This is a genomic window from Horticoccus luteus (genome assembly GCF_019464535.1).
Classification (GTDB): Bacteria; Verrucomicrobiota; Verrucomicrobiia; order Opitutales; family Opitutaceae; genus Horticoccus; species Horticoccus luteus.
In genome coordinates, this window is sequence record NZ_CP080507.1 from 3,836,490 (window position 1) to 3,863,198 (window position 26,709).

A 26,709-nucleotide genomic window follows, 5' to 3' on the forward strand; every position below is an offset into this window, starting at 1 on the left:
CGCCGCCCATGCTTCGCGCCCGCGTCTCCGCGTGGCTCCGACTGATGTGATTGTTCAACGGCTTCGCCGCTTGAAATAGCCATACGGGCTTTGTTTTCTGAACAACTTTCGTTCACTGACACCGCATGCTTTCGAATTCCCTGCGCCTCCTCGCGATCTTTGTCGCCCTCTCTTTCAGCGTTCATGCTGCGAATCCCGCGAGCGAACCCACCACGGCGTCCGCCGGCGATGTGCGCGCGGAAGGTCTTCTGGCCGTCACCACAGAGTCACTTTCGGCCGACGAAGCCGCCCACGCGGTGCAGGCTGCCCCCAAGACCGAGGTGCCCGGCCTCACCGGCGTGGCCGCCGGGCTCACCCCCCTCGCTTCTCTCACGCGGGAAAACCCGTCCGCCAGCGAGTATCACGACGATACCTGGCTGCTCGCTCACGATGCCGCCGGCGCGCAGTCGTGGCTTCGCTATGTGCCCGGCACAGGCTGGGAAAAACGAACGCCTCCCCCCGCTCCCCTGCATCCTCCCTTGGTTCCCGCCGGTCAGGCCTTCTTGCTGGGCATCGCCACCGTCCCCGGCTCCGCCACCCTCTACACTTATAACGTCATCACCAACGTCTGGGCCCAAGTCGGCGTCGCCTCCATCGCCGGCACGCCGACCGACGTCCGCCCCGCGACGGAAGGTTATGTCGTCACCACCCGCACGGATGACGGCGCGATCCACCACGAACTGATCGCCATCGCCGCGACGAAACGCCTGCTCAGTTGGATCGATTGGCTCATCATCATCGTCTACCTGGTCTTCACCGCGGGCATCGGATTTTATTTCTACAAAAAGGAGAAAAAACAGAGCAACGCCGACTTCTTCCTCGGCGGGCGTAACATCCCTTGGTGGGCCGCTGGCGTCAGCCTTTACGCCACCGGCACCAGTGCCATCAGCTACATCGCCACCCCGGCGAAATCCTTCGCGACCAACTGGCTCTACCTGGCCGCCAATGTCACCGGCATGATCGGCACGATCGTCGTGGCCATCTGGATCGTGCCGCTGCTGCGCCGGCTCAGCCTGATGTCCGTCTATCACTACCTGGAAATGCGTTTCCATCCCAACATCCGCGTGTTGGCCAGCGCCCTCAACATTCTCATGCAGCTCGGCGGCCGCATGAGCGTCGTCCTTTTCCTGCCCGCTCTGGCGATGTCCGCCGTCACCGGCATCAACGTCACTTACAGCATTCTGGCGATGGGACTCGTGACCATTGTTTACACCGTGCTGGGCGGCATGAAGGCCGTCATCTGGACCGATTTCATCCAAGTGATCGTCATGCTCGGCGGCGCGTTCGTCGCCATCGGTTATGTCATCTTCCATCTCGACCATGGGGCGGCGGATTTCTTCCGCATCGCTTGGGACGACAGCAAATTCCGCACCTTCGATTGGAGCTTTAACGTCACCCACGCCACCGTCTGGGGATTCCTGTTCATGGCCATCGTCGGCATCATGGCGATTCCTCAAGATCAGGTGATGATGCAACGCATCCTCTCCACCAAGTCCGACAAGGAAGCCGGCTGGTCCGTCTGGACTCTCGCCGCCATCGTGGTGCCCGGCAACCTCGTGTTCTACGGCATCGGCACCGCTCTCTACGTATTTTACAAGCAGCACCCCGCCTCGCTCAACCCGATGCTCAACGTGGACTCGGTGTTTCCCCAGTTCATCGCCGGCCAGCTTCCGGTGGGCGTCACAGGCTTGATCATCGCCGGCATTTTCGCCGCGTCCATGTCCACGCTTTCCAGCTGCATGAACAGCGTGGCCACCCTCGTCTCCGTCGATTTTTACGAGCGCTACGCCAAAGCGCCTTCGCAGGCCAAAAGCGTGAAGCTCGCCGAGATCATCACTGTCCTCGCCGGCCTCATCGGCATCGGCGCCGCCCTCCTCCTCGCGGCCGTGAACATGAAGTCGGCGCTCGACACCTGGTTCACCCTCGCCGGCCTGCTCGGCGGCGGTTTTGCGGGCTGCTACACCCTCGGCCTCTTCACGAAACGCACCAACTGGCAGGGCGCGTTCATCGGCGTCGGCGCCAGCATCGTGCTCACGTTTGCGGCCTGGACCGTCAACCTCGTGCACCCTTTCTTCTATCTCCCGTTCGCCATCCTGACCTGCATCGTCGTCGGCTACCTCGCGAGCTTCTGCTTCCCGCGGCCCAGCCAGTCGCTGCTCGGCCTCACGATCTTCACGCCGCGCCAGACGCCCATCGTGCCGGGCGATGCTTAAACACCTTCGTATGAAAAAAACTTACCACGCCGTCCTCGTCGGCACTGGCGGCATCGGCGCCGCCCATGTGAACGCCGTCAACGCCACCGCCGGCCGCGTGAAGCTCGTCGCCGCCTGCGATATCGACGCCGGCCGCGCGCGCGCGTTTTGCGACCAGCACCAGATTCCCGGCGCGCACACCGATTACGCCACGATGCTCAAGGAGACCAAGCCCGACATCGTGCTCATCGCCGCCCCGCCCGGCCTGCACGCCGGCATGAGCATCGCCGCCATGGAAAGCGGCGCCTGGGTGCTCTGCGAAAAACCGCTCTGCGCCTCGCTCGCTGAGCTCGATCAGATCCAGACCGCGGAGAACGCCACCGGACGCTACACCTCGTGCGTCTTTCAGATGCGCTTCGCCACCTCGAACCAACACATCCGCCGGCTCCTCAACGACGGCGTCTTCGGCCGCCCCCTGCTCGCGTTGTGCAACACCGTCTGGTTTCGCGACGCCGCCTATTACGCCGTGCCATGGCGCGGCAAATGGTCCACCGAGCTGGGTGGCCCCACGATGAGCCAGGGCATCCACACGATGGATCACCTCCTCCACCTCTTCGGCGAATGGTCGGAAGTGCGGGCCGTCGTCGATACGTTGCACCACAAAATCGAGGTCGAGGACCTCTCCATGGCCCACGTGAAATTCGCCAACGGCGCCCGCGCGGCGATCGTCAACAGCACCGTCTGCCCCCGCCAGGAAACCTACCTCCGCCTCGACTGCGTCGATGCCACCATCGAGCTCACCCACCTCTACGCCTACACTCGCGAAAACTGGAAAATGACGCCCGCCGCGCCGGAGAAATCCGCCGCCATGCAGGCCGCGTGGGATGCGTTTCCCACGCCCGATGTCGGTTCCACGCACGGCGCGCAACTCAACGAAATCGTCGGTCACATGGATGCCGGCACCCGCCCGCTGACCAGCGGCGACGAAGCCCGCCGCACGCTCGAATTCCTGACCGCCATCTACAAGTCCGCGTTCACCAACCAACCCGTCACGCGCGGCTCCATCCGCCCCGGCGATCCCTTTTACACCGCCTTGCACGGCGGCATGGCCCCCGCCCGCTCCAAAGGCTGAGCCCTCCAGCCTCCCCGCCAGACCCGTTCCCGCCATGCGACCTGCTACCGCCGAACCCCTGGAGCAGCCCACGCTGCTCTCCTACCTGTGGAGCACCCGCCACCGATTGTGGAAGGGCGTGGGCATCGCCCTCCTGCGCAGTCTCGCCGCCGCGCCGTGTACGCTGATTTTTCAGCAGATCGTCGACAAGCCGCTGCACGATAAAAACATTCCCGGCATCCTCTGGTTCGCCGCGATCTTTATCGCCTGCATGCTGCTCCATTACCTGTTCTCCGTCTGGGGCGCCAACGAGATCGCGAAGACGATGGCGCAACTGATGATCGGGATGCGCAGCCGCATTTTCTTCCGCCTCCAATTCCTCAGCTTCAGCTATCTCGACGGACAAAAAACCGGCCGCCTCCTCTCGAAATACGCCTTCGATACGCAGAAGGTCGAGTCGCTGCTCTACGCCGTGCTGAACCAGCTGCTGCCCAATCTCCTGATGGGCCTCTTCATCTTTGCCACCCTCGCGTGGATGAACTGGCAACTGATGCTCATTCTGCTGCTCGCCCTGCCGATCTACGTCGTCGCCAAATATTACTTTTTCAGCCGCATCAAACGCGTCAACACCGAGGCCCGGCTCGCTCAGGAAAAGCTCACCGGCACCGCCTCCGAATACATCTCCGCCCTGCGGCTCGTGCGCAGTTTCGGGGAGGAGCAGCAGGCCGAGCGCGTGCTCGATGTTTCCAGCGAATCGTTCGCCCGCTCCCGCGTCGACCAGTCCTACGTCAACGCCCTCTTCGGCACCTACGTTTACGTCGGCATGCAGGTGCTCTCGCTCATCATCGTGGCGGCAGGTGCGATCTTCGTCATCCACGGCCACCTCTCGATCGGCACGCTCTTCGCGTTCATCGCCGGCTTCGGCTACATCCTCGGCCCGATCCACATGTTCATCGGCTTGAGCGAACCCTATTTCGCCGCCGCCGAAGGCTACTTCAGCATCAAGGAGCTCATCGATTCCCGCTACGTCGAAGACTGGCACGGCAAGCGGCGCGAGCAACGCATCCGCGGCGATATCGTTTACGAGAACGTCTCCTTTTCCTATCCGAGCGCCCCCGAAAAGCGCGTCATCAGCAACTTCAACCTCACCATCCAGCCCGGCGAAAACATCGCCTTCGTCGGACCTTCCGGCTCCGGCAAGAGCACCCTCGCCAACCTCCTGCTCGGCCTCTACGCGCCCACCGAAGGCCGCATCCTCATCGACGGCGTGCCACAGGCCGATTGGGACATGCGCTGGATGCGCCGCCAGATGGCCGTCGTCATGCAGGACAGCATCCTGCTCTCCGGCTCCATCACCGATAACATCCGCTTCGCGCGCACCGACGCCACCGACGCCGAGATTCGCGAGGCCGCCCGCCTCGCCAACGCCGAGGAATTCATCCTCCGCATGCCCGAAGGCTTCCAGACCGCCGTCGGCGAACGCGGCGTCTCGCTCTCCGGCGGCCAGCGCCAGCGGATCGCCATCGCCCGCTCCATCCTCCGCAACCCGCCCGTCCTCATCCTCGACGAGGCGACCTCCGCACTCGATTACCAAAGCGAGAAACTCATCCAGGAAGCGCTCGACCGCCTCGCCGCCGGCCGCACCGTGATCACGATCGCCCACCGCCTCAGCACGATCAAAACCGCCGACCGCATCATCGTCCTCAAGGACGGCGAAGTGATCGAGCAGGGCAATTTCAAGTCGCTCGTCGCCCAAGGCGGCGTGTTCGCCGAACTTATTGCCTCGCAATCCACCGGCTCGGAATTCCTCGAAACCTGAGGCAGTCCCATGGCACGAAAAAATTGCCTTCGTGTCTCCCTGCGTTCCTCGTTACCGCAACCACCCTGTCCATGAAACGCTATCTCCTCCTCTTCCTCCTGGCCGCCGGCGTCGTCTCCGCGCAGACGCCGCTCTTTCCCGGCCTCAAGTCGATCATGACCGCCGAGGAATACGAGCGTTCGGGCCTCGCGCAGCTCACCCCCGAACAACTCTCGTTCATCGATGCCGCCATCATGCGCCACATCACCGAGCAGACCAGCGTCGGCGCCATGGCCAATCCCCGCAACGCCGACAACATCGGCCTCGACCAGAAGTCCCACTACGGACTGCCCGACCTCGGCGATGACTGGCGCGGCGCCCCCTCGCTCAAGGCGAAGTGCACCGGCTGGGTCGGCGGCAACAGCTTCAAACTCGATAACGGCCAGGTCTGGGAAGGCACCGAGCCGATTCCTTACGAACTCGTTAATCGCAACATCGAGATCCAACCGCGGCCAGGTGGCGCCTACGCCCTCATCGTCGAAGGCAAAAACACCACCATCCGCATCCGCCGGTTGAAGTAAGCCGCGCGCCCCCGCGCCGTTTTACTCCCCGGCTTCGGCCCGGCGCTCCGCCGTCCCGGCTTTCTCGCATGCTACGCCTCGCCAATTCCGACCTCACGGTCGAGTTGCTCGACCCCGCCTCCGCGGCCGATACGGCGCGCCAAGGCCCCCGCTTCTGCTGGGGCGGCTACATCTGGCAGATTCGCGATGCGGCGGGCGCGCCCCTCCTCGCCGGCCCCGAATGGCCTTTGCCCGATCCCATCGCGTTCAACGGCCAGGGCCTGCCAGAATCCTTCCGTCACGCCGAGCTCGCCACCGGTCGACCGCTTCTTCTTGAAGACGGCCGGGGGTTCATCATCGGCGTCGGCGATGTCGCGCCCGGTCCCGACGGCCTCGCCCTCACCGCACCCGCACGCTGGGCGATTACCCCCCTGCCCCACGCCATCGAGTTTTGCACCGCCCAGCAAAATGCCCGCCACGCCTGCTCGCTCACCCGCCACATCGCGCTCGCGGGCCGCGTCGTCACGTCTCTCACCCGCGTGGTCAACCACGGCACCCAGCCCATGCCGCTGCACTGGTTTGCGCACCCCTTTTTCGCGCTGACCGATCGCCTCCTCACAGCCGACCTTCCGTCCTCGTGGGGCATGGCCGACAACATCGGCTACGCGCTCGATGCGCAACACCGCCTCACGTTCAAACGCCGTTTCCTGCACAAAGACGACGGCCATTTCGAATACCTCCGCATCGGCGCCGAACCCCTTCACGTGCGCCTCTCGCACCCCCACCTCGCGTGGCTGGATTTTTCGACCGACTTCGTGCCCGACCTCTGCCCCGTCTGGGGCAACAGCAACACGTGGTCGATCGAGCCCTACATCACGACGGAACTCGCGCCCGGGGCCGCCCGGCAGTGGACGCTCCGCTACGAATTCGGCCCCGCCGCCTGAAGCGCCGCGGAGCCGGCTAACGCGCGCGGCCGCGCGCGCTCACTTCTTCGTCCGCGCCCCGTCGGATGCCGCGCTGCTTTCCGGCCCATGGTTTTCTCCCGCCGCACGGCGTTCGCCGGACGCGCCGCTCTTCTCTTCGCGCGCCCGCGGCGAGGCCGGTGTTTCCGGCACGACCATCGCTTCGCCCAACTCCACGTGACCGGTGCGCACCGGCGCTTTCACCCACACCGGCCGCGATGACTCCCGTCCAAATTGAGGAGCGCCACTTTCGACGAGCGCCTGGACGACATCGCTGATCTCCACGCCCTGCGCCGGCGTGCTCATGCGCGCCTGCCAGAGCTCCGTTTTCGTTTTCTTGCGCGCATCCGCATAGTCGTAAGCCGTCACGATGACGAAGAAACGATCCTGCGCCGCCGCATCGAGCACGCGCTGCCGTTCGATGCTCATCTGCAGATTATGCACCTCGCTCGCGCCCACCAGCGTCAGCATTTCCTGGGCGTTGAGCAGCACCGGATCGGGCGCGTCCGGATCATCGCTCATATCCTCGCTGTCCGCCGCGACCGCGCCCCAATAAAACACCAGCAGCAACGTCGGCGGCGGCGTCTTCGCGGTCGCCACGCGATAACCCTGCTGCGCGAGCGCCCGCACGAGTGGATGGGTCAACAACGCCTCCGCGGGCGGCTTCTCCCCGGGCTCCACCGCATCATCCGTCCGCCAGTTCGCCAGCAACGGGAAATAATACGCCGGCCGCTCCGGCGTGGGCCGCGCCAACCTCCGCCCGGCCTCGGTCACGGAGCCGTTGACGTTGATTTCGCATCGCCGCTCGCGCGCGCCCAGGCCCGTGGCAGTGAAAACGCTCAACCAAAAATAAATCGACCGGCGCATGGCTCGCCTCCAGCACGACCGGTCGCGCGCCCGACACAAGCGCCCGCCGCACCGTAAAATTACCCTCTAGCCAAACGCGCCGGCGCACTTCGCCACCCTTCGCAAACCATCGCTCCGCGCCTCCACCGCCGGCACCGCGTGCCTCGCCGCGGTCACTTCTTCGCGCCGGTCGCCGCAGGCAACGCAGTCGACGGGGGAGCTTTTTCCGGCACCTCGATTACCTCGCCAAATTCCACGCGGCCCTCGCGCACCGGCGCCTCCGCCCAGACCGGGCGCTTCGTTTCCCGCCCGAAATACGGCGCCCCGCTGTCCACCAACGCCTGCACCACATCGGTCATCACCACGCCTCGTGACGGCGTGCTGATCCGCGCCCGCCAAAGCAGCGTCTTTTTCTTCTTCACCGCGTCCGCATAGTCGAAGGCCGACACCAGCACAAAATAGCGGTCCTCCTCCGCCGCCTGCATCACCGCATCGCGTTCGAAGTTGAGATCCAGTGCGCCAAACGTATTTCCGCCCACCAGCGCCAGCATCTGCGCCTGGTTGCGTACCTGCTTCTGCGGTTCTCCGTCTTCATCCTCCGTCTCGTCCTCGTCCACGTTCAGCGCTCCCCAATGGAAAACCAGCAGCAACGTGGGCGCGGGCGTTCCCGGTCCCATGACAAGATAACCTTGCCGGGCGAGCGCGCGTGCGAGCGGCTTGACCAGCGCCTCGCGTCGCGGTGCTTTCTCTCCCGCCTCCACCGGGCCTTCCTCCCGCCAGCCCGCCAGCAACGGAACGTAAAACACCGGCTTCGCCTTCGTCGGCGGCGTGACCTTCCTCCCCGCTTCGGTGACGGAGACGTTGACGTTCACCTCGCAGGTTTTCGGTGCGGCCACCACGCCGGCGGCGAGCATCGACGCGAAACACGACGCAATGAAAGAGCGCACCGCGCGATGACGCACCAAGCCGCCGCTCGTTTCAAGCTCACGCCGCACTGCCTATTTTTGCGCCGTATCGCACCGCCTCCGCGCCTTCTCCGCCCGGTATGAAAATAGCTTTGCCGTCCGGCCGCGGCGCCCACGCGCTCTCCGTCCGCTCGCCAAACTAAAAATCGCCGGCGCCCGTTTGCACGAACGCCAGCGACGAAATCCAAACTCGCGCGTGAGCCCGCTCAGCCTTCGCCCAGCAGCTTCAGCGGCATCACAAAGCGCCGGCCAGAATCGTGCGCCTTGCGCACATCGCCCTTGAAACGCCACTCGCGAAATGCGCTCACCAACTGGCGCTTCACAATCGGGTCATGCACCGCCTGCACGCGGATATTCTGCGGCTGACCCGCCTGATCGAGCGAGAATTCCACTTTGACCGTGGAGTCGGCGCAGGCCAGCGGCAGGCCCGTCGGCGGCACTACCTTGGCCGGCGTGACATGCAATGGCCCGCGCGCATCCTGACGGGCCGCCGGCGTTGCTGGATTGGCGAAAGCGGAGGCGGACACGAAAACACCGGCGAGCGCGGCGGAGAGGAGGGAGGACTTTTTCATAATGAGGTTTCCGCAAAGCGGAGATGGATGAGGTTGAAGAGCAGTCCTGATTTCCGGATCATCCGGATTTATCGCGAACTGTGCGGCCTGCTTTGCAACGCGCGTGCCAACACCCCTCGCGCCGTGCTTTCCCGCGCTCCTCCAGCGAGATAAAAAATCAGGATGCTTTCCTCGCTGCTCGCCGCTGACTCGGAATTGAAATCCGGTCTTCCCAGCCGTGGGAAAGTTGTAAGCGTCGCTTCGGGTGCCTCGTAGATACGCGACATACGAAGTGATAGTCTGCCGGAATGGCGATAACTACGACGGGAGCTGCAGCCTAGACCGCGGTGATCGAGACCGGGGAGCAGCGCGATGCGTTGGGCCGGCGGAGCGGCGCGCGGAGTTGTTGGCGGCGTATCGGTCGAGGAGGACAGTCCATCGACGACGTGCTGCTCGACGCCGCCCGCGAGTTTGTCGACGCCAGCCACGCCCCCGCGCTCGTGGCGTGTTGGGATGCCTTTGACGAGGCCTTGATCTGGCAGCCGCCCGTCGCGCTTTTCACCGTCGCCTTCTCCTGGCAACGCACCCTCGAGCGGCCCTAGGGAATCGGTTCGATCCGGTGATAGGTGACAAACTGTCCGGAGTGATGGGTGACACTTTTGATAGAGGATAATGAGTTGTTGTAGCGAGAGGTTTGTAGGTTTGGGCGGAAGATATATTAAGGGAGGGGTGCAGGGGAGGGAGCTTGCTCCCTCCCCGCTCTGACGGCCGCCGCAGGCGGTTGGAGGGGATGAGGCGCGGGCCGCGCCGGTTTGACGTAGGCGGTGGGGTGAAAGCGACCGCCCTCGGCGTCGTAGGCGAGATGGCCCAGATGTACGTTGGCAAAATACACTTCGGTCTGGCCCGTGTCGCTGTGTTCCAAGCCGACCCGCTTGCCGGCAAACGCGTCGCCCATGTAGTAGTTGCGACCTTCGTGCGCGACATGGCCGGAGTCGGAGACGACTTTGACTTGTTGGTGGGCCGGATAGACCAGAGGTTTGTCGTTCTCGCCCAGTCGCCGGGCGCTGGGGCGGTAAAACTCGGCGGGCGGGCGCCAGGCCCGCCGATCTTCGCCTGTGCTCTTACGGAGAACAAACAAAGACCATAACGCGCCGTCACCGGTGCTCCGATCAGCGCCCACCGACTGCCTCGACGCTCCGTTACATCGCGCCTGCTCGCCAGCGTTTGCCGCTCGCGTCAGCGCCACCGATTCCCACACTCGCGGTCGTGACCAAGCTCTGCATTTTCGGCGGCACAACCGTAGTCGGCTACGCCGCTTGGTATCTCGGCGACGCGCTCGGCATGAGCTTCTTCGGCTCCTTCATGCTGAGCGGGGTCGGCAGCATCCTCGGCGTTTATCTCGGCTGGAAACTTGCGCAACGCCTGGAGCAATAGCCGCCGGTCGTTCAACCATTGCCCGCCAGCCCCGAGGTCCGCGTGTCGCGTTCCTCTTCCTGCGCCCGTGAGTCGGCCTGCTGTTCTTGCGGCGCCGGGCGATTGAGGGGCGGTTTGGGCAACGCCTTCGGGTCGGCGCTGGCGGCATCGACCATTTCGGCCAGCTCCGCCGCATCCTCGGCTCCGCCCGCGTGCGGTGCGCCGCCCGGCCGCCCTTCGTTCGCCAGACCAACGTCCCCCGATTGACGCGCGTCGGGCGACGCGGGAGTAGTTTCCTTAGGCTTCGAGCGTGGTTCGTTCATGCGCGCCGTTGACCGGTATTGCCGCCGCCGGTTCATCCGACACCGCCCGCACGTTTTCCTATCGCCTCACGTCGTCTCGTTCGCCAACACGAATTCCGCATGTCCTCCTCCCCTTCCCCCACCCCCTGGAAACGCGCCGACACCACTTGGTTTCGCGACTGCCGCTGGGGCCTCTTCGTCCACTACCTCGCCGATTCCGCGAGCAACCTGCAACCCATCGCGCTCTCCACCGACGACTGGAACCGCCGCATCGATGCCTTCGACGTCGATGGCCTCGCGCAACAACTCTCCGACGCGCGCGTGCCCTACTTCGTTATCACGCTCGGCCAGAACTCCGGCTTCTACCTCTCGCCCAACGCCACCTACGACGCCATTGTCGGTCGTCAACCGAGCCGCTGCTCGCAACGCGACCTCATCGCCGATCTCTCCCGCGCGCTCGCGCCGCGCGGCATCCGCCTGCTCGCTTACCTGCCCGGCACCGCCCCGCGCACCGACGAGCTGGCGAAGACCAAGCTCGAAGGCACGCCCGATGCCCGCAGCACGGAGCTGTTGCGCAACTGGGAAGCAGTCGTTCGCGAGTGGTCGCTGCGCTGGGGCTCGCGCCTCAGTGGCTGGTGGATCGACGGGCCTTACGATCAGGCCCCTTACCAACATCCCGACGCGCCGAACTACCGCAGCTTCGCCGAAGCTCTGAAGGCCGGCAATCCCGACGCCATCGTCACCTTCAACAACGGCCTGCGCACGCCCATCTATTCGAGCACCGAGTTCGAGGATTACACCGCCGGCGAAATCGAACGCGACCTCAGCGTGGCGCCCGGCTGCCTCCCCGATTACTCGCGCCTGCGCAATTACGAACGCTACCTCGATGGCGCCCAGCTCCACGCGCTCACAATCATGGGCGAATGGTGGGGCACCGGCCCCGTGCGCTTCCCCGACGAACTCACGATCGGCTATACGAAATTCATCAACAGCAAGGGCGGCGTCGTTTCGTGGGATGCGCCGCTCACGGTCCGCGGCCATCTCGATCCCGCCTTCCAACCGCACATCGCCGCCCTCGGCCGCGCCATCGCTCAAGATAAAGCGAACGCCAACGCCTGATCCGCACCGCCCGTCGGCGACGAACGGCCTTGTCGCCGCCACGCAGCGCAGGTGGACCTTGCGCTCCGCGCGCGGTGGTTGGCCGAGCCGCGCGCCGCGCGAGCAGCGCGCACCGCGCAGCCCACCGGTCAATCCGTGACGCCAGCCTCGATAGCCTTTCCTCAATGATCCTCGACTACGGTTTCGCCTCCGACGTCGCGAGCCGCTCGTTTCGCCTCACCGCCAACGGCGCGCCGGTGAAGGTGGCGGAGACGCCGCCGATGAGCGCCGCCGAACGCGCGCAACTCTGCGCGCACTACCGCACGCTGCCGTCGTATTGCCATATTTACGACGAGGCCGGGATGCACCTCCACGTCGCGCATGTAGGCGCGGCGGGCGACGTCGAACTCACCGTCGAAACCGAGCACGAGATTCGCGCGTTCAACGTGCTGCCGCACCGGCGCGGCGGCGCCCGTCGCTGCACGGGACGCCGCCTCACTTTCACAAGCGGCATCGACGCCCCGCGCTATTTCATCGTCCGCGTCGACGCGTTGCCGCCGCTCATGATCGTGATCGACGATCCCGTTCTCGACGCCTGTCCGGCCGATCCATCCTCGGTCGTCGACGCGACGTCCTTCCTCACCTCAACGTGCGCGACCAGCGACCGTTTGCCCCAAGGCCCGGAGAGCGCACGCATCCCGCGCGCTGCCGTCGACGTCCCGCCCAAGTCGTCCGCGCATGTCACGTCGTCCATTGATCACACGGCCGATCTGCAGCGCGCCCTCGCCGCCGTCGACGGCACGGGTCGCACCCTCGTTGTGCCGCCGGGCGTTTACACCATCTCGCAACTTCACCTGCGCGGCGCCCGCGACTTTCGCCTCCATCTCGCCGCCGGATGCCTGATCAAAGTCCGCCCCAGCGCGCCCGGCGCCAACGAGCACCGCCATGGTCTCTGGCTGGAAAACTGCGAACGCGTTTCCATCACCGGCCTCGGCTGCATCGATCACCAAGCCTACGAACATTTCGCCGTCGCGGGAAACGACTACCAGCACGGCCTGGTCGATTACTACACGGCCAACGACCTCGCGCCGTGGATCACGCAATCCCCCCTCTTCATCACCGGCTCGCGCCACATCGCAATCACCGGCGTCACCCTTCGCAACGGCCGCAACTTCAACCTCAATTGCCGCAACTGCGACGACGTGCAAATCCGGCACGTCAAAATCCTCACGCCGCCCGCCTGCACGCCCGAATACGCCGACGGCATCAACACCGGAAGCTGCCAGCGTGTGCTCATCGAGGATTGTCTGGTCGCCGCCAACGACGACGCGTTTGCCTCCGGCCACTACTTCTCATCCTACGATCGCCGCCCTGCCTCCCATCACGTCGTCCGCCGCCTCCTCGGCTGGAATCTCCGCGGCAGCGGCGTGCGCCTCGGATTTTACGCCGCGCACGATCAAGGCGACTTCGTCTTCGACCAGTGCGACTTCGTCGGCCAGGCCCACACCTCCGTGCTGGTTCACGCCTTGCAACGTCGCCCGGACGGTTCGCCGGCCCGCTACGGCACGATCCGCTTTGAAAACTGCTGCTTCGATGCGGCCCACCTGCACACGTTGCTCAGCATCGAAGGCGCGACGATCGAGCGCCTGGAATTTTGCCGCGTCGCTTTCGACGACGCGCCAGCCTCCCTCGCGGTCGACCTGGCCGGTGCGCCGGACCATCCTATCGCGGCGCTGCTTTTCGCGGACGTGACCGTAAACGGCCGTCTCGTTCGCTCCCCCGCCGATCTCCCCGGCCGCATCGCGCACGTCGCCCGCGTGGAATTTCGCTGACTCCTCGACACGCCGCGCAAGAGCCCGGCGCGACGCGCTGCTCCCCAGCGGGGTTGATCAATTCACGCCGGCGGCCGGATGCGCGCGATCGAGCGTGTCGTCGCTCCGCGGCGCATACGGCTCGATCGCCGCCCGCAATTCCGCGAGCTTTGCCGGCTTGGCGATGAAGCCGTTCATCCCCGCCTCCACGCAACGATTGCGCTCCTCCACGAGTGCCGCCGCGGTCAACGCCACGACCGGCAACACCGAGGCGCGCCGCCGCTGCTCGTCGGGCTCCGTCGCCCACGCGCGCAGCCGCCGCGTGGTTTCCCAACCGTCGAGTTTCGGCATGTGGCAATCCATCAGCACCACATTCGGCAACGCCCCTCCCACCAACGCCGCGAGCGCTTCCTCTCCATTTTGCGCGAGTGTATAGCGGCAGCCGAGCGTCATGAGCTGCGCCGCGAGGATGCGTTGATTCACCAGATTGTCCTCCACGATCAGCACATCCAGATTGAGATCGCCGCCGGGTGTTTCCGCGACGATCTCCTTTTCTGCTTCGGCCGCGCGCGGAAACGTGAGCGTGAAGAAAAACGCCGAGCCGCGTCCCGGCGTGCTTTCGACTTCCAGCGCTCCGTGCATCAAACGCACCAGATGCCCGCTGATCGCGAGCCCCAGACCGCTGCCGCCGAAGCGCCGCGTGGTCGACGTATCCGCCTGCATGAAGCGCTCGAACAGTCGCGCGAGCGTCCCTTTGTCCATGCCGATCCCGGTGTCGCGCACTTCGAAGCGCACTCGCAACGGTTGCCCCGGCTCGTCGGCGCCTTCGATGCTCACCGTCATCCGCACTTCGCCGCCGGGCGGGGTGAATTTCACGGCGTTCGACAACAAATTGAGCAACACCTGCCGCAAGCGGTAGCTGTCGCCGACGACCGGTCCCGCCAACGCTTTCGCCACCGCCAGGCTCAGTTGCACGCCCCCGTTCACGGCGTTGCTCTGCACGAGCGCCACGGTGTCGGTGATCAAGGTATCGAGCACAAACGCCCGCTGCTCCAGCTCCAGCTGGCCCGCCTCGATCTTCGAGAAATCCAGGATATCCCCGATCAATCGCACGAGATGGTCGCTGGAATCCACGATCATCCTCACCTGATCCGCCGCTCCTTCGACGAGATCCTTCCGCTGGTGCAGCAAATCCGCCGACGCCACGATGCCGTTCAGCGGCGTGCGAATCTCATGGCTCATGTTGGCCAGGAATTCGCTCTTCGCCCGCGTCGATTCCTCCGCCCGCCGCGTCGCCTCCTCCAGCTCGTGCGTGCGCGCCGACACGAGGCGTTCGAGATTCGCGTTCAACGCCCGCGTCTCCCGCAGCGCCTGCTCACTCCGCGCCTGCGCCGCCTCCACAATGCGCATGAGGGCGAGCCCCAGGCACAACATGCCGACGAGCGCCGCCAACCCATCGCGCAGCACCATGTCCGCCGCGAACCGCAGGGATCCGGCGATCGGATCCGCCGCCAGGCCGTGCGCGTAGAGCCAGCCCAGCCCCACGGCGCCCGCCGCAAACAACACCAACGCCAGCGACCGCCGCGCAAAGACCAGCGTGAAGAGCAAAAACGTCGTGTCGGAGATCACGAGTTGCATCGCCGCGCTCACGGGCTGGCCAAACGGCGCGTGAAATAAAAAGAGCGCCGCATGCGTCGGCACCAGAAACGCCAATGCCAGCCAATCGCCCGCGCGCTGCAGCTTGCCTCTCCACAACAAGGTCAGCGCTCCCACCGTGCCGATGAAGAAGCAGCCCATGAAAAACAACCGCAACGCGAGTCCCGGCGGGTGCACCCACAGCAACTTCACCAAGTTCGCCGGCAACCCGATCAGCAGCAGTCCGCACACCACCGCCAGCGACCGCGCCTTCAACCGCGTGAAATACGATTCCTCCCGATAAACTTCGTCGAGCCGGGCCGCGAGGGATTTGAGAGGACGCAGCATGGCGCGGGTTTACTGCGTTACAGAACAGAACCGCCCGTTGCTGCCACGCAAAAAAGGACGGCCCGCCCACGACTCACTCGCGTCATACGGTGGGTGCCCTTCACGACCCGCCCCGCCCAGCCCCGCGTTGCGTGGCGCCGCTCGTCACGGTTTCACGCCCCACGCATCCACCCACAGATGGCGCGCCCGCGTCTGGATCTGCGTGAAGCCGGCATGCGTCAGATACGTCTCCAGCTCCTGCGGCGTGGAGCATTTCGCGATATGCGTCGGCCGCTCGCCCGGCTTGAACGCCCGGCGATGCGTCTCGAAAAATTCCCAGCCCGGCGCCGTGAGGATGTTGACGTTGTCGCACCAAAACCGCCCGCCCGGCCGCAACACGCGGAACGCCTCTTCGATATACGTATAGCGATCCCACTCGTCGAGATGCATGAACACCACCGTCGAATACACCACGTCGAGACTCGCGTCCGCGATGCCTTCCAGCCCGTGGCCCGACACCTCCACCAGCTTCACGTTGCTCAACGCCGCCAGCCGCTCCCGCGCGTGCCGCAGCATTTCGCCCGCACAATCGCACCCCGTCCAACTCCGCACGAGCGGACTCAACGCCTTGCCGACGCGGCCCACGCCGCACCCAATCTCCAGAAAATCGTCCGTCGTCCGGATGCCCGTCGTCGCCTGCAAATAGGCGATGGTGTCCTTCGCCGTCGCATCGACGCTCGCCTCGTCCGTGCTGCCGCCCACGTAAAGCAAGGCGTCCGCCCGCGTCTTCGACAACGCATTCCACGTGCCCTTGTAGTCTGACCGATTGCTCATAAATAAAGTTAAACGTTACCCCGGCGAGGAGATGAAAGTGCGTCCTGAACTGCGGACGAACCGGCGGCTTGGCAACTGCGTTCGCCGCGCCATTCCTGCTCCGTCTGTTACGCGCCGCTCCGGTTGTTTTTCGCCAGCACGCCCGCGATCAGCGCGAGCACCGCCGCCCGCCCCGTCCCCGACTTCGCCGAACTCACGACAAACTCCGGCGGCACCTCCTGCCACTCCGCCACCGCCCGCAGAAACACATTCACGTTTTCCTGCGTCCTGGTCGCCGACTGCTTGTCGGCTTTCGTGAACACCAGCGCATACGAGACCCGGCAGCCGCCGATCCAGCGCAAGAAATCCAGATCGATCCGCTGCGGCGGCAAACGCGAATCGATGAGCACCAGCACCAACTGCAACTGCCGCCGCTGCCCGATGAAATCCGCCACCGCCTCGTTGAACTCCAACCGCCGCTGCTTGCCGACTTCCGCGTAACCGTAGCCCGGCAGATCGACCAGCGCCCACGCGCGATTGATCACGAAGAAATTGATCAACTTCGTCTTGCCCGGCGTATCGGACACCTTCGCCAGATCCCGCCGCTCCGTCAGCGCATTGATCAGCGATGATTTGCCGACATTCGACCGCCCGATCATCGCGAATTCCGGCAACGCCCATTCCGGACAACCCCGCAGGTTGGGCGCACTGACTTCAAACTCCGCCGATTTGATCTTCATAAATTAAACGCCTCCCGCCGCCGCTCACGCGCCCGGCTCGTCTGCCGCCGAATCGCTCGCCGCCGCGTTGTCCTCCGCCGGTTCGCCGCGCGCCAGCGCCTCGCGAAACTTGTCCTTCTTGCTCTTGCGCCGACCCTTCACGCCGCCGGTCCCGCTCGGCGCCGCCGCGGCCAGCTCCACCGGCTCAAACCCCGCGATCTGCTCCCGCGCAATTGCCAGCCGCTGCCGTTTCTCGATCAACCGGAAATGCGGAAACGTCGCCGCGCTCACGAAGCTCACCGCCACCCCGCGCTCGCCCGCCCGACCCGTGCGACCGATGCGATGCGTGTAATCCGTCGGCGACCGCGGCAGATCGTAGTTCACCACCACCGGCAGTTGCGCGATATCGAGTCCGCGGGCCGCCAGATCGGTCGCCACCAGCACGTGCAATTTTCCCGCCTTGAAATCCGCCAGCGCCAGAGTGCGCGCGCCCTGGCTCAACTCCCCGTGCCACGCCGCCGCCGCCAGACCAGCCCGCCGCAATTTTTCCGCCACATGCTCCGTCGCGTATTTCGTCGCAACGAATACCAGCACCCGCGTCCAGCCCTCCGTCTGGATCAAGTGCCGCAACAACTGCGTGCGCCGCGGGGCATCGACTTCGATCGCCCGCTGCTCGATGTCCGGCGCCGACTCCGGCTCCGTCGCGACCGCCACCCGCACGGGTTCGCGCAACCAGCCCTGCGCGAGCGCCTCCACCTCCGGCGGAAACGTCGCCGAAAACAACAGCGTCTGCCGCTGCGCCGGCATCAGGCGCTTGATGCGCGCCAGCTCGCCCGCAAATCCCAGCGCCAGCAGGCGGTCCGCCTCGTCGAGCACCAGCGTCGCCACGCCGCCGAGCGACACCGCGTTGTGCTCCACCAAATCCAGCAGCCGCCCCGGCGTCGCCACGAGAATATCCGCGCCCCCGCCCAGCGCCATCATCTGCGGGTTAATCGATACGCCGCCGTAAACCACGAGGGTCTTCAACGGCTCCGCCAGAAACCGTCCATAACGCCGAAACGCCTCGCCCACCTGCGCCGCCAGCTCGCGCGTCGGCACCAGCACCAACGCCCGCACGAAGCGTCCGCCCGGCCGCCGGCCCGCCGAGAGCCGCTCCAGCATCGGCAGGGCAAACGCCGCCGTCTTGCCCGAACCCGTCTGCGCCGACGCCCACACATCCGCCCCGCGCAACACCGCCGGAATCGCCTCCGCTTGGATCGGCGTCGGCGCGTCGTAACCCTTCTCCGCCACAGCGCGCAACAACGGCACCGAAAGTTTGAGCGCGGTGAAGCTCATGCGGACACCCCTCCGTTTCGCCGACCCGTCCCATCACCTTTTCCACCGCCGATCCGGCCGCTCATCGCATCACGCATTCCTTCGCCCATCGCATCGCCCGACGCGACCGCCCTCCCGCGCACAAGATCGACCCGCCGCCCCCGTTCTCCTCGTGCTCCGCGCCTTTTGCGAAGATTGGCCGCGCGCGCTGTCATCCGACTTTCACCACGATCGTCTGGCCTGCGATCGTCACGCGATCGCCCGCCACGAGTTGTTTCCGCTTCCGTGTTTCGAGCGCGCCGTTGAGCAGCACGCCACCCTCGGCGACGAGCTGCTTCGCCGCGCCACCGCTCTCCGCGAGCCCGCCGAATTTAATGAACTGGCACAACTCGATCGGCACCTCACGCACGGCCACCTCGCGTGGTTCGGAAGAAGCATTTGGATTCGCCATCGCGCACACGATTCACCGTGACCGCGAGTGAGTCGACGCTCGATTGCACCGGTGTCGACTGTTTGCGGGGCGTGCCGCGTGAACCGCCGCGCGGCGGTTCGCGCCCATCCGCGGCGAACGCCCCCTCTCGACGGGCGAAAGCGAACGCCGCCGGCACGCGCGCCCGCGACCGGCGCAAGCGGTCGCCGTCCGGCGCTGCGTCCGCCCATCGGCGGTCGGAGGCCACTACAAAACGCATAAGTGGCGGTCGTAACCGCGGACGCCTCCGAAACGGGCTTGTTCAACCCGCGTCCCGCTGCGCGCTACGGCGCAACAGAACGCTCAGAGTTCGGCTCTGGTTTTCTTTTCTGTTTTTTGGGTGTTCGCATTTACAGATGGCGAAAAAATAAAAAATAATAAAAACAGCCAGCCGACCCAAGGTATGACGTAGAAAAAAATCATGTAAGGCGAATTACCTAAGTCTCTAGCTCTTTTGATGTGCGCACAAATAAAAGTCCATCCGCTGAGAATGAAAAACGGCAGACATAAAATTATGGCTAAATCGCCACCGCTGCTGTAATAGCCTTGACCTTGGGACTTGATAATTACTCCGCCGAGGATAAAAATAAATGCGCAGCAAAATAGTAAGATCGTGAATATGGATCTTGGGATTTTTCCGTAGGGTGAAAAGAGAATCGATGCGATTCCGACTCCAATAGTCGCTGTTGCATATCCTCGTTCGGCTTTTAGTAACTGTTCGGCGCGAAATCTTAAGTAATTTGCCTTGGCTTTCTTTTCATCACCTTCGGAAAAGGCCATGGCCTTAACCCAAATGCCTTGAGATACTTGCTGGGTCTGAAGCTCTTGGAGAGCGGCATTATATGCGTTTTCTTCGGTCATGGTATTTTGCCCAGGCATTATAGCTGCGATGAAGGAGCGGAAAGCGAAGAGGGTGCTTGTCCCCGGTGAACGCGGGTTACCCTCGAATAGCGCCGATCCGCAGGGGTGTGGCGTGTAACCGAAACAACCAAAACCAGAGGCAAGCACATGAAGCTCAAGCAAAGATACGTGGGCCTGGATGTCCACAAAGATACTATCACGATAGCGACGGCGGAAGGCAGCCGCGAAGGCGAGTTGCGCGTGTATGGACGGGTGAGTTCAGACCTGCGGATGTTGGAGAAGACGTTGCGCAAGATTCGGATATCGAGATCAATGCGAACGTCTTTCGTCGAGCTTGGAAACGTGGCGTGCGCAACGTGCTCGGGCGGGGGTGCCCGCAATTCGCTTCGTTTGTCAAGAGTCAAGGCGTGCGGTTTTATGGGGTTTTCGTCGATGTGTTTGTCAGCGGCCCCACCCATGAGCTGCTGCCCACGCCGACGATCGTGCCCGGGACCGGAGCCCGTATCGTGCAGGCGGGTTACTATGCCCGGTGGGTCGGGCGGCTGGAACTCACGGTGGACCTGGAAACCAGGAAGGTGATCGAGGCCGCGGGCGAGGCGATCCCCATGAGACATGACCGGACGCCGGTCGACGCCGCGATGCTGGCCTGGGTGCGGCAGCGGGAGAGTGAATTGTGCCCGGAGGCGAGCGACGTGCTGGTGAAGGACTCCGGGATGTTGACCATGAATGAGGTGGCCTGGCTGGGAGCGGCGGCGCTGCGGCGCCAGGCAAAAACCGATGTGGGCTTCTGCCATGCCGGGCAGGGTCATCCGCAGTCCGATCTTCCCGGGACCGCTCGACGTCAACGCCCTGTTCCTCGCCGGCGGGGATCGCGGCAACGCCACGGTGCGCACGGAACTGACCGGCGCGGAGATCGAGGCCTATTTGCGGGCGTTGGGTGAGCGACAGGATCAGACGAGCTGGTCCGGGTTCAAGGTCGTGTCGGGGGCGGCGAATCCCGGGCGATTGGCCACGGACCTGGAGCCGGCGCGGAGTTACACGGTGATCATGCCGGCTAAGGAATGGGACACCCGGTTTCTGCGGATGGTCGAAAACGCCAGGAAGTCCAGCCGCGGCAACCCACTCACGGCGCGCCCGTTTGCCGCGACTCCCGCCCCGACGGTGTCGTTCACCGTGGCCATGCGAAACTACGTGGAGCAGCTGACGGCGGCGAAACAATCGCTCAAGGCGGAGGCGGACCGCTTGTCCACCGCGACCGGCGCACGGCCGACCGCCCCGGCCGATTGGGCGGCCACCGCGGGTCAGGCCGGTCGCTGAAGGCTCCGGGCGGAGTGCCCGTGCGAGTGGGTGACGCGGCGCGGAGCTCTCTCGTGAACGACGTCCAGGTTTGAGCCGGCAATCCTGCGTGTTGCAGTGTATAAAGGGCGCTCCGCATTTCTCCCCCGCCCGTAGGACCGCCGCGGGTCGGCGCGCCCACAACAAAGCGACTAAGCGCGCTCGTCGCGACGGCCTGCACCCGCAACCGGGCTTGTTCAACCCGCGTCCCGCTGCGCGCTACGGCGCAGCAGAACGCTCAGAGTTGGGCTCCTTCTTCTTCAACATCTCGTCATAGTTCGGTGGAGGTTCGTGCCGAATCTCAATCCTGGCATTCTCAATCTCGCTGATCTTCTGCACAATGGCCGGCTCGTCAGGATGGAGTTTCGCATACTCTCTCAGGTGCGACAAGGCCTTCGCCTTGTCTCCTTGGCTGAGGTAGACAAACGCCAGCGTGTAGTGGGCGTCGGTGACGCCAAGTGCCAAAGCCTTCTCCAGATAGGCAATGCTATCTTTCTGCCGGGCGGCCGTGGCGGACAGAAAGGCGCCGTAATAGAAATTCGCTCGGCTGTCGTTGGGCTTCAACTCCAGCAGCCGATCGAAAGCCTTGAAATACTTCTGCGCACAACCCTCGAAATCGAGATTGTGCCCCATCGCATTCGCAAAACCGTCACGAAACAATAGCTCTGGATTGTCGGGATACTGAGCGACTGCGGCGTCCAGCATCACAAGCAATTCCCTAAGCTGAGCCTCGATCTGCCTCCGTTCCGCCACCGAAGAAAAACTCGGCGGGAAGTCTTGGGCGTGGGGAGCGATCACCGACAATGTCGAGTCAATCGACTTCAGGCTCAGCGACACTTCCTTTGCCGACAAACCTGTAACTGCAATCAAGACGACGGTCAAAAAGATGGAACGCATTTGGTTTAGCCCAGGCATTATAGCTGCGATGACGGAGCGGAAAGCGAAGAGGGTGCTTGTCCTTGGTGAACGCGGGTTACGCTCGAAGAGCGCCGATCGGCAGGGGTGTGGCGTGTAACCGAGACAACCAAAACCAGAGGCAAGCACATGAAGCTCAAGCAAAGATACGTGGGCCTGGATGTCCACAAAGATACAATCACGATAGCGACGGCGGAAGGCAGCCGCGAAGGCGAGTTGCGCGTGTATGGACAGGTGAGTTCAGACCTGCGGGTGTTGGAGAAGACGTTGCGCAAGATCCGGATAACGGGAGCAATGCGAAGGTCTTTCGTCGAGCTTGGAAACTTGGCGTGTGCAACGTGCTCGGGCGGGGGCCTGCAATTCGCTTCGCTTGTCAAGAGTCAAGGCGTGCGGTTTTATGGCTTTACTTACGGCGGGAGATTATACACCCGCCTTCTCGTTCCTACTGGTTCGGCTTTTCATCTGCTGGAATATTCTCGATGCACCTTATCGAACGGAGCGTCGGCCAACGCATCGTAGACTCGAGTGGAACAGAGCCCGATGACGATCAAGTGCGTCCGCGTGGTCGAATCCCGCTGAAGAATCGACTTTGCGTCCATCGGATACTGATAGCTGTGTCTATAAAGTGTGTTGCCGACCTTTACGAACGGAAGCCACCGCCAAAACGGGCGTTCGATTTCGACCCTCGCAATCAAATCACCGCTTCGCTCTTTTGCGGCCTCTCGATTGCTCGTGGTAGAAGCGAATTGTGACGAGTAGCAGCTGATTAAGCCGGTCTGATCGATCGCCGCCAAAATCAGCACGGATGCTCCGAGAATCGCTGCGATTTTCTTTTGAGGGAATATGGCCATTTTTTGCCGTTCACTTTTATTCACCCTTACCCGATTGCCTTACCCGAAAGGGATTCATGGGAATAAACATGCACACAACGCGCGACGGCTAAGATGGGGTCAAGACGCTAGTTGGTAATCCCAGCTTTGAGACGTGCTTATTAATGTTCCATTGCACTACAAGTAGGCAAGGCAGGGCTGTACGATGCAAAATTAACAACTAGTGCCTTGACCCCGCTCCACGGCTACAACAACCGGCTGAGCGGGTGGGCCATGCGCTCCGCCGCGCGGCGGTTCGTGCCCTTCCGCGGCGGACGCCCTCTCGGCGGACGAAAACCGACCCCGCCGGCACGCGTGCCTGCGACCGGCGCTGTGTCCGCCACCGGTGGGCGGCCACTACAAAACGCATAAGCGGCGGTCGGAGCCGCGGCCGCCTTCGTCCCAAGCTTGTTCAACCCGCGTCCCGCTGCGCGCTACGGCGCAGCAGAACGCTCAGAGTTAGGCTCTTTATACATAGCGCTCGATGTGCTTCTTATCAGATAGAAAAAACGACGCTACGAATCTCGCATTATCGGAGTAGGCAAGCTTCCCAACAGCCGATGTAAAGTGCAGCTCGTGGTCGTGACTGGGCTTCCTTCCAATTACGCTCCATGCAATCCAAAGACCGATCAACGCTTCCAACTCTTCTTCTTTCTTCTCGTGGAGCGCGTCGAAACACGGGATAACGTCGGATTCTATCGCTCCGTGCGGAAGCTGCAAAAGAAAGCTACACAAACCCTGTATAGCTGCGACGAATCGCGAACGAACAGAAAGGTCGATGCCCTGCACGATACCAGCGTGAAGTCGCGAATAGTCGTGCTTTCCGAGAAAGCGCTCTATGCGCGCAAGAGTGCCGACAATCACTGCACTCTGGTAAATATCGCCGAACAGCGCCTCTTTCTTCTCAATGCCAAGCTGCGGGAATCGGGCTTCGAGTGGCCCAATCGTGTCCGACGTAAAATTGAAGGCCCACATCAGCACTTGCCCGTGTGGTGTGCGAAGATCAGCGGGCATATTTTTTGCCAACGTCAGCAGTCAGCCACGGAGGGGAGCGTCAGTTCCCCGGAGTTGGCTGTGATGCTCTGGATCGGCCTGCTTCATTTCTCGAGGAGTTTCTTCTTCGCAGCCTCAAACTCCGCATCAGTGATGATGCCCTTCTTTCGCAGATCATCGAGCTTGGTAAGCTCGGTGTAGAGATCCGGAGCTTTCTCTTCTTTTGTCTTAACGTCCGCGGCGATCTTCTCGGTCTTCTCGACCACGATGTCCGCTCGGGGCACTAGAGCTGTGCGCTTCGCTTCGGGATCATCTTTGTCAACGACGCGAAACTGGTAATCGAACGACGCGAACTGACCGATCGCCATCGGCGTCTCTTGAGTCGAAAGTGGGATTGCCACTTTCCCTTGCTTGGCGGCGAACTCATTCGCTTCATGTATAACCTCCGCCTTCATCTTGCTGGCGTTCCCGAATATGCCGCCCTTGTCCGTGCGCGAGATAAAGTATGTGTCTGGCGAAATCTGCACGACGCCGGGATTGGCGCAACCGGCTAAAATCAGGGAACAGCATGCTAGAAACGTGAGGACTAAGGGTTTCATAATTCTTCTGCCGATGTTATAGGTGAGACGCGAGGGGGCGCAGCCACCTCGTTGTCTGTGCCGTCTTGTTCGCCCTCTGCCGGTTTTCGCAAAGATGTCAGCCGATCAAACTGATCAGGCGACATGTGAGAAATAACATGAATAGCCGACTTTCCCTCTATCAACCCCCTAATCTTCTTTCTGATCTGGTGCTGATCCTCCTCAATCTCTCCATAACCCTTTGGATAATAAGATGAACTCTTTATATGGCCCTTATCAAATTCGTAACCTAAGCATTCCGCCATGTCGTGAAGAAGATCTACGAGCAATTCTGCTCGCCGATGATTCCATGACTCAGGTGGGTAGCTGTGGTCGCCGAGATGCGCGTGATACAGCTTCCATGCCGACACCACTCGCTTTTCTTCCGCGCCTCGATGATCGAACTCGATGTCTATCAGATTCAATGCCTCAACGTGCGTCGGAGACAGTGATGAAGCGCGAGTCGCCATCAGCGTGCGGAACACATGAATCTGCCGATCACGCTTTTCTTTCTTCAGGCGTAGACCTTCCGTCACGCGAACTGCGAGGTAAGGCCCTGCAAACACCGCGAGAATCATCACGAGGTCGGTCGCTCTGGCGGTCCAATCTATGGCCAATGCTGCGATCATGGTTTTCTTCGGCGAACAATGTATTCACCCTTACCCGATTGCCTTACCCGAAAGGGGCTCATGGGAATAGACATGCACACAACGCTCGGAGTATCAATACTTGCGCAGCTTGGGTAAGTTTTTTCGTCCTAGGCGGGGCACGTTCGTGCGGAATCGACGAAATGCTGAGGCGTTCCGCCACACGAGCCGCGCGGACGGCAGGGATCAAACGAAACGCTGACGCGTTCCGGCACTCGACTGACGCGGACTGAGACCGATAGCGCGAAATGCTCACGCGTTCCGATACAGGACCGGGCGGACCAGCGCCAAAAAGGCGTCCCTCAATCCTCGTGGCGCACGCGCGCGAGTTTCGGCGGCGCCACCATCAACGCTTCGATCACCGCCGCGAGGCGCGCCGGATCGCCGGCAATCTTCACATACGCCTGCGCGCTCCCGTCCGTCTCCACCCAGTTACTATTTCCGTCCGCCGCCAATTCCACACGCCCACCGCGCACGAGCGTCCAAAATTCTTTCTCCGACCCACGCACCGTATAAAGCGCCGCCGCTTGGTCATAGCTCGGCTTGCCCTTTTCGATCGCCGCCGGCCCGTGACTCAAAAACTGGTAACGCGTCTCGAACGCGCGGCGCACCGGATTGTGTTTCGCCACCGATTTGAGTCCGGCTCCCGTAATGAGAACCCGCCCCACTTCGTCGCCCTGCCAGATAATCTCTCCCGGCCACTCCGCCACCACGATGCGCGCCGGCTCGGGATGCGTGGCGATGTTCGTCTCCGGCTTCGACGACACAGGAAATTCGCCCGCCATGACCACCAGCCGATGCACCTTCTGCCGCACGAGGTCCGGCGCCGCCCGCCACAACGCCGCGAGATTCGAGAACGATCCAATGCTGCAAATTGTCACGCTGCCGTCCGGCTGCGCCTGCAGCGTTTCCCGATACACCTTCAACGCGTCCGGCATCGCGTCGTCCGGCCCCGCGTGATGCGGAAACTCGTCGCGCAACACCGTGGTAAACGTGCTCCGCCGCCGCAGCGCTGTCGGCGCCTGCTTGTCCGTGCCGATCGGAATATCCCCGCGCCCGTAGTAAGTATTGATTACGTCAACCGCCGCCGCCGAAGCGTTCGTCAAATCCCGGCGATTCGTCACGACGGCCAGGATCCGGCACTCGCCGCGATCCGCCAGCGCATGCAACACCGCGAGCGCACCCACATCGTCGCAATCCCCCGACATGTCGGTGTCGAGGATCACCGCCACCGGAGCCGCCGCGGGCCCCGCCGGCGCAACGGCGCAAAGCCCGCCGCACGCGAAGATCAACATCGCCAGCCGTCCGGCCGTCGCAGCCGCCACGCGCAAAAACCAAAATCGCCAAAGCGTCATCCCTCATCGCTGAGCACTATCATCGATTCCGCCAACTGTATACACCGCGCAGATTCATCTGGCCGACGCAAAATGCTGCTTCCGCCGCTGGCCGGCCTCCTCTTCACATTCTGCTGCGTCTCCGCTCAGGCACCCGATTTTTCGCCTCGATTCACTTCCGGCGGGTTCTCACGCTTCGCGATAATTCCAGCC

28 protein-coding genes are annotated in these 26,709 nt (G+C 63.3%); 11 read left to right on the forward strand and 17 right to left on the reverse strand.

The genetic code is table 11. The features are described 5' to 3' along the window. The first annotated feature begins 125 nt into the window (after positions 1-125). From K0B96_RS15565 to K0B96_RS15585, 5 genes are all read left to right on the forward strand, one after another. Positions 126-2,252, forward strand: a complete 2,127-nt coding sequence (locus K0B96_RS15565) for a sodium:solute symporter family protein (protein ID WP_220161803.1) — start codon at positions 126-128, stop codon at positions 2,250-2,252. 10 nt (positions 2,253-2,262) lie between these two features. After that, positions 2,263-3,363 (forward strand): Gfo/Idh/MocA family protein, encoded by a 1,101-nt coding sequence (locus K0B96_RS15570; RefSeq protein ID WP_220161804.1) that lies wholly within the window; start codon positions 2,263-2,265, stop codon positions 3,361-3,363. A gap of 34 nt (positions 3,364-3,397) precedes the next feature. Then, positions 3,398-5,161 carry an ABC transporter ATP-binding protein gene (locus K0B96_RS15575; protein WP_220161805.1) on the forward strand — a complete coding sequence of 588 codons (1,764 nt, stop codon included), beginning with the start codon at positions 3,398-3,400 and terminating at the stop codon, positions 5,159-5,161. A gap of 71 nt (positions 5,162-5,232) precedes the next feature. After that, a complete protein-coding gene (locus tag K0B96_RS15580) occupies positions 5,233-5,721 on the forward strand; it encodes a hypothetical protein (RefSeq protein ID WP_220161806.1) in 489 nt (162 codons plus the stop codon). Between the two features lie 68 nt (positions 5,722-5,789). Further along, positions 5,790-6,644, forward strand: coding sequence for an aldose epimerase family protein (locus K0B96_RS15585; protein WP_220161807.1), 855 nt, complete (start codon positions 5,790-5,792; stop codon positions 6,642-6,644). A gap of 39 nt (positions 6,645-6,683) precedes the next feature. On the opposite strand, the gene K0B96_RS15590 is transcribed toward K0B96_RS15585, so the two are convergent. From K0B96_RS15590 to K0B96_RS15600, 3 genes are all read right to left on the reverse strand, one after another. Continuing rightward, positions 6,684-7,505, reverse strand: coding sequence for a hypothetical protein (locus K0B96_RS15590; protein WP_220161808.1), 822 nt, complete (start codon positions 7,503-7,505; stop codon positions 6,684-6,686). 176 nt (positions 7,506-7,681) lie between these two features. Next, entirely contained in the window at positions 7,682-8,455 is a 774-nt protein-coding gene (locus K0B96_RS15595; RefSeq protein WP_220161809.1) for a hypothetical protein, read from the reverse strand. Positions 8,456-8,679: 224 nt separating this feature from the next. Continuing rightward, on the reverse strand, positions 8,680-9,045 hold the full coding sequence (locus K0B96_RS15600; protein ID WP_220161810.1) for an energy transducer TonB: 366 nt from the start codon (positions 9,043-9,045) through the stop codon (positions 8,680-8,682). Between the two features lie 425 nt (positions 9,046-9,470). On the opposite strand from K0B96_RS15600, the gene K0B96_RS15605 reads away from it, so the two are divergent. Further along, the gene (locus K0B96_RS15605) at positions 9,471-9,626 is read left to right on the forward strand and encodes a hypothetical protein (protein WP_220161811.1); all 156 of its coding nucleotides are present in this window, start codon (positions 9,471-9,473) and stop codon (positions 9,624-9,626) included. A gap of 116 nt (positions 9,627-9,742) precedes the next feature. On the opposite strand, the gene K0B96_RS15610 is transcribed toward K0B96_RS15605, so the two are convergent. After that, positions 9,743-10,162 carry a hypothetical protein gene (locus tag K0B96_RS15610; RefSeq protein ID WP_220161812.1) on the reverse strand — a complete coding sequence of 140 codons (420 nt, stop codon included), beginning with the start codon at positions 10,160-10,162 and terminating at the stop codon, positions 9,743-9,745. Between the two features lie 128 nt (positions 10,163-10,290). On the opposite strand from K0B96_RS15610, the gene K0B96_RS15615 reads away from it, so the two are divergent. Then, positions 10,291-10,458, forward strand: coding sequence for a hypothetical protein (locus K0B96_RS15615; protein WP_220161813.1), 168 nt, complete (start codon positions 10,291-10,293; stop codon positions 10,456-10,458). An 11-nt stretch (positions 10,459-10,469) separates the two neighbouring features. Here K0B96_RS15615 and K0B96_RS15620 read toward each other — a convergent pair whose 3' ends face one another. Beyond that, positions 10,470-10,760 carry a hypothetical protein gene (locus tag K0B96_RS15620; protein WP_220161814.1) on the reverse strand — a complete coding sequence of 97 codons (291 nt, stop codon included), beginning with the start codon at positions 10,758-10,760 and terminating at the stop codon, positions 10,470-10,472. Between the two features lie 99 nt (positions 10,761-10,859). On the opposite strand from K0B96_RS15620, the gene K0B96_RS15625 reads away from it, so the two are divergent. Continuing rightward, entirely contained in the window at positions 10,860-11,858 is a 999-nt protein-coding gene (locus tag K0B96_RS15625) for a hypothetical protein (protein ID WP_220161815.1), read from the forward strand. 164 nt (positions 11,859-12,022) lie between these two features. Further along, positions 12,023-13,669: a glycosyl hydrolase family 28 protein gene (locus K0B96_RS15630; RefSeq protein ID WP_220161816.1), complete on the forward strand. Its 1,647-nt coding sequence runs from the start codon at positions 12,023-12,025 to the stop codon at positions 13,667-13,669. Positions 13,670-13,726: 57 nt separating this feature from the next. Here the strand turns inward: K0B96_RS15630 and K0B96_RS15635 are convergent, their stop codons facing one another. The 6 genes from K0B96_RS15635 to K0B96_RS15660 all read right to left on the reverse strand — a co-directional run bounded on the left by K0B96_RS15635 (position 13,727) and on the right by K0B96_RS15660 (position 19,972). Continuing rightward, positions 13,727-15,631 (reverse strand): ATP-binding protein, encoded by a 1,905-nt coding sequence (locus tag K0B96_RS15635; protein WP_220161817.1) that lies wholly within the window; start codon positions 15,629-15,631, stop codon positions 13,727-13,729. A gap of 144 nt (positions 15,632-15,775) precedes the next feature. Then, positions 15,776-16,444: a class I SAM-dependent methyltransferase gene (locus K0B96_RS15640; protein WP_220161818.1), complete on the reverse strand. Its 669-nt coding sequence runs from the start codon at positions 16,442-16,444 to the stop codon at positions 15,776-15,778. A gap of 107 nt (positions 16,445-16,551) precedes the next feature. Next, positions 16,552-17,163, reverse strand: a complete 612-nt coding sequence (gene yihA / locus K0B96_RS15645) for a ribosome biogenesis GTP-binding protein YihA/YsxC (RefSeq protein WP_220161819.1) — start codon at positions 17,161-17,163, stop codon at positions 16,552-16,554. A 24-nt stretch (positions 17,164-17,187) separates the two neighbouring features. Further along, on the reverse strand, positions 17,188-18,477 hold the full coding sequence (locus K0B96_RS17545; RefSeq protein WP_220161820.1) for a DEAD/DEAH box helicase: 1,290 nt from the start codon (positions 18,475-18,477) through the stop codon (positions 17,188-17,190). Between the two features lie 190 nt (positions 18,478-18,667). Then, positions 18,668-18,907 (reverse strand): RNA-binding S4 domain-containing protein, encoded by a 240-nt coding sequence (locus tag K0B96_RS15655; protein ID WP_220161821.1) that lies wholly within the window; start codon positions 18,905-18,907, stop codon positions 18,668-18,670. Positions 18,908-19,228: 321 nt separating this feature from the next. Then, on the reverse strand, positions 19,229-19,972 hold the full coding sequence (locus K0B96_RS15660) for a DUF805 domain-containing protein (protein WP_220161822.1): 744 nt from the start codon (positions 19,970-19,972) through the stop codon (positions 19,229-19,231). A gap of 161 nt (positions 19,973-20,133) precedes the next feature. Here K0B96_RS15660 and K0B96_RS15665 point away from each other — a divergent pair, with 161 nt between their 5' ends. Next, entirely contained in the window at positions 20,134-20,727 is a 594-nt protein-coding gene (locus K0B96_RS15665) for a bifunctional UDP-sugar hydrolase/5'-nucleotidase (protein ID WP_220161823.1), read from the forward strand. Then, positions 20,672-21,103 carry a hypothetical protein gene (locus K0B96_RS15670; protein ID WP_220161824.1) on the forward strand — a complete coding sequence of 144 codons (432 nt, stop codon included), beginning with the start codon at positions 20,672-20,674 and terminating at the stop codon, positions 21,101-21,103. Before K0B96_RS15665 ends, K0B96_RS15670 begins: the two co-directional genes overlap by 56 nt. Before the next feature lie 237 nt (positions 21,104-21,340). Here K0B96_RS15670 and K0B96_RS15675 read toward each other — a convergent pair whose 3' ends face one another. The 6 genes from K0B96_RS15675 to K0B96_RS15700 form a co-directional block, all read right to left on the reverse strand. Further along, complete coding sequence (locus K0B96_RS15675) at positions 21,341-22,018, reverse strand: tetratricopeptide repeat protein (RefSeq protein WP_220161825.1); 678 nt, start codon at positions 22,016-22,018, stop codon at positions 21,341-21,343. Positions 22,019-22,494: 476 nt separating this feature from the next. Further along, a complete protein-coding gene (locus K0B96_RS15680) occupies positions 22,495-22,911 on the reverse strand; it encodes a hypothetical protein (protein WP_220161826.1) in 417 nt (138 codons plus the stop codon). Positions 22,912-23,373: 462 nt separating this feature from the next. Beyond that, positions 23,374-23,919 (reverse strand): hypothetical protein, encoded by a 546-nt coding sequence (locus K0B96_RS15685; RefSeq protein ID WP_220161827.1) that lies wholly within the window; start codon positions 23,917-23,919, stop codon positions 23,374-23,376. Positions 23,920-24,002: 83 nt separating this feature from the next. Further along, positions 24,003-24,497 carry an SHOCT domain-containing protein gene (locus K0B96_RS15690; protein WP_220161828.1) on the reverse strand — a complete coding sequence of 165 codons (495 nt, stop codon included), beginning with the start codon at positions 24,495-24,497 and terminating at the stop codon, positions 24,003-24,005. Beyond that, entirely contained in the window at positions 24,494-25,144 is a 651-nt protein-coding gene (locus K0B96_RS15695) for a DUF6680 family protein (RefSeq protein ID WP_220161829.1), read from the reverse strand. The genes K0B96_RS15690 and K0B96_RS15695 overlap by 4 nt, the downstream gene beginning before the upstream one ends. 320 nt (positions 25,145-25,464) lie before the next feature. Then, complete coding sequence (locus K0B96_RS15700; protein WP_220161830.1) at positions 25,465-26,487, reverse strand: nucleoside hydrolase; 1,023 nt, start codon at positions 26,485-26,487, stop codon at positions 25,465-25,467. Positions 26,488-26,709 lie beyond the last annotated feature (222 nt).

Bases quoted from the DNA above. Each gene is read 5' to 3' on its own strand.
- K0B96_RS15685 (WP_220161827.1), bottom strand. From the start codon at position 23,919: ATGCCCGCTGATCTTCGCACACCACACGGGCAAGTGCTGATGTGGGCC.
- K0B96_RS15625 (WP_220161815.1), top strand. From the start codon at position 10,860: ATGTCCTCCTCCCCTTCCCCCACCCCCTGGAAACGCGCCGACACCACT.
- K0B96_RS15620 (WP_220161814.1), bottom strand. From the start codon at position 10,760: ATGAACGAACCACGCTCGAAGCCTAAGGAAACTACTCCCGCGTCGCCC.
- yihA (WP_220161819.1), bottom strand. From the start codon at position 17,163: ATGAAGATCAAATCGGCGGAGTTTGAAGTCAGTGCGCCCAACCTGCGG.
- K0B96_RS17545 (WP_220161820.1), bottom strand. From the start codon at position 18,477: ATGAGCTTCACCGCGCTCAAACTTTCGGTGCCGTTGTTGCGCGCTGTG.
- K0B96_RS15600 (WP_220161810.1), bottom strand. From the start codon at position 9,045: ATGAAAAAGTCCTCCCTCCTCTCCGCCGCGCTCGCCGGTGTTTTCGTG.
- K0B96_RS15580 (WP_220161806.1), top strand. From the start codon at position 5,233: ATGAAACGCTATCTCCTCCTCTTCCTCCTGGCCGCCGGCGTCGTCTCC.
- K0B96_RS15640 (WP_220161818.1), bottom strand. From the start codon at position 16,444: ATGAGCAATCGGTCAGACTACAAGGGCACGTGGAATGCGTTGTCGAAG.
- K0B96_RS15585 (WP_220161807.1), top strand. From the start codon at position 5,790: ATGCTACGCCTCGCCAATTCCGACCTCACGGTCGAGTTGCTCGACCCC.
- K0B96_RS15635 (WP_220161817.1), bottom strand. From the start codon at position 15,631: ATGCTGCGTCCTCTCAAATCCCTCGCGGCCCGGCTCGACGAAGTTTAT.
- K0B96_RS15690 (WP_220161828.1), bottom strand. From the start codon at position 24,497: ATGAAACCCTTAGTCCTCACGTTTCTAGCATGCTGTTCCCTGATTTTA.
- K0B96_RS15655 (WP_220161821.1), bottom strand. From the start codon at position 18,907: ATGGCGAATCCAAATGCTTCTTCCGAACCACGCGAGGTGGCCGTGCGT.
- K0B96_RS15575 (WP_220161805.1), top strand. From the start codon at position 3,398: ATGCGACCTGCTACCGCCGAACCCCTGGAGCAGCCCACGCTGCTCTCC.
- K0B96_RS15565 (WP_220161803.1), top strand. From the start codon at position 126: ATGCTTTCGAATTCCCTGCGCCTCCTCGCGATCTTTGTCGCCCTCTCT.
- K0B96_RS15675 (WP_220161825.1), bottom strand. From the start codon at position 22,018: ATGCGTTCCATCTTTTTGACCGTCGTCTTGATTGCAGTTACAGGTTTG.
- K0B96_RS15570 (WP_220161804.1), top strand. From the start codon at position 2,263: ATGAAAAAAACTTACCACGCCGTCCTCGTCGGCACTGGCGGCATCGGC.
- K0B96_RS15630 (WP_220161816.1), top strand. From the start codon at position 12,023: ATGATCCTCGACTACGGTTTCGCCTCCGACGTCGCGAGCCGCTCGTTT.
- K0B96_RS15695 (WP_220161829.1), bottom strand. From the start codon at position 25,144: ATGATCGCAGCATTGGCCATAGATTGGACCGCCAGAGCGACCGACCTC.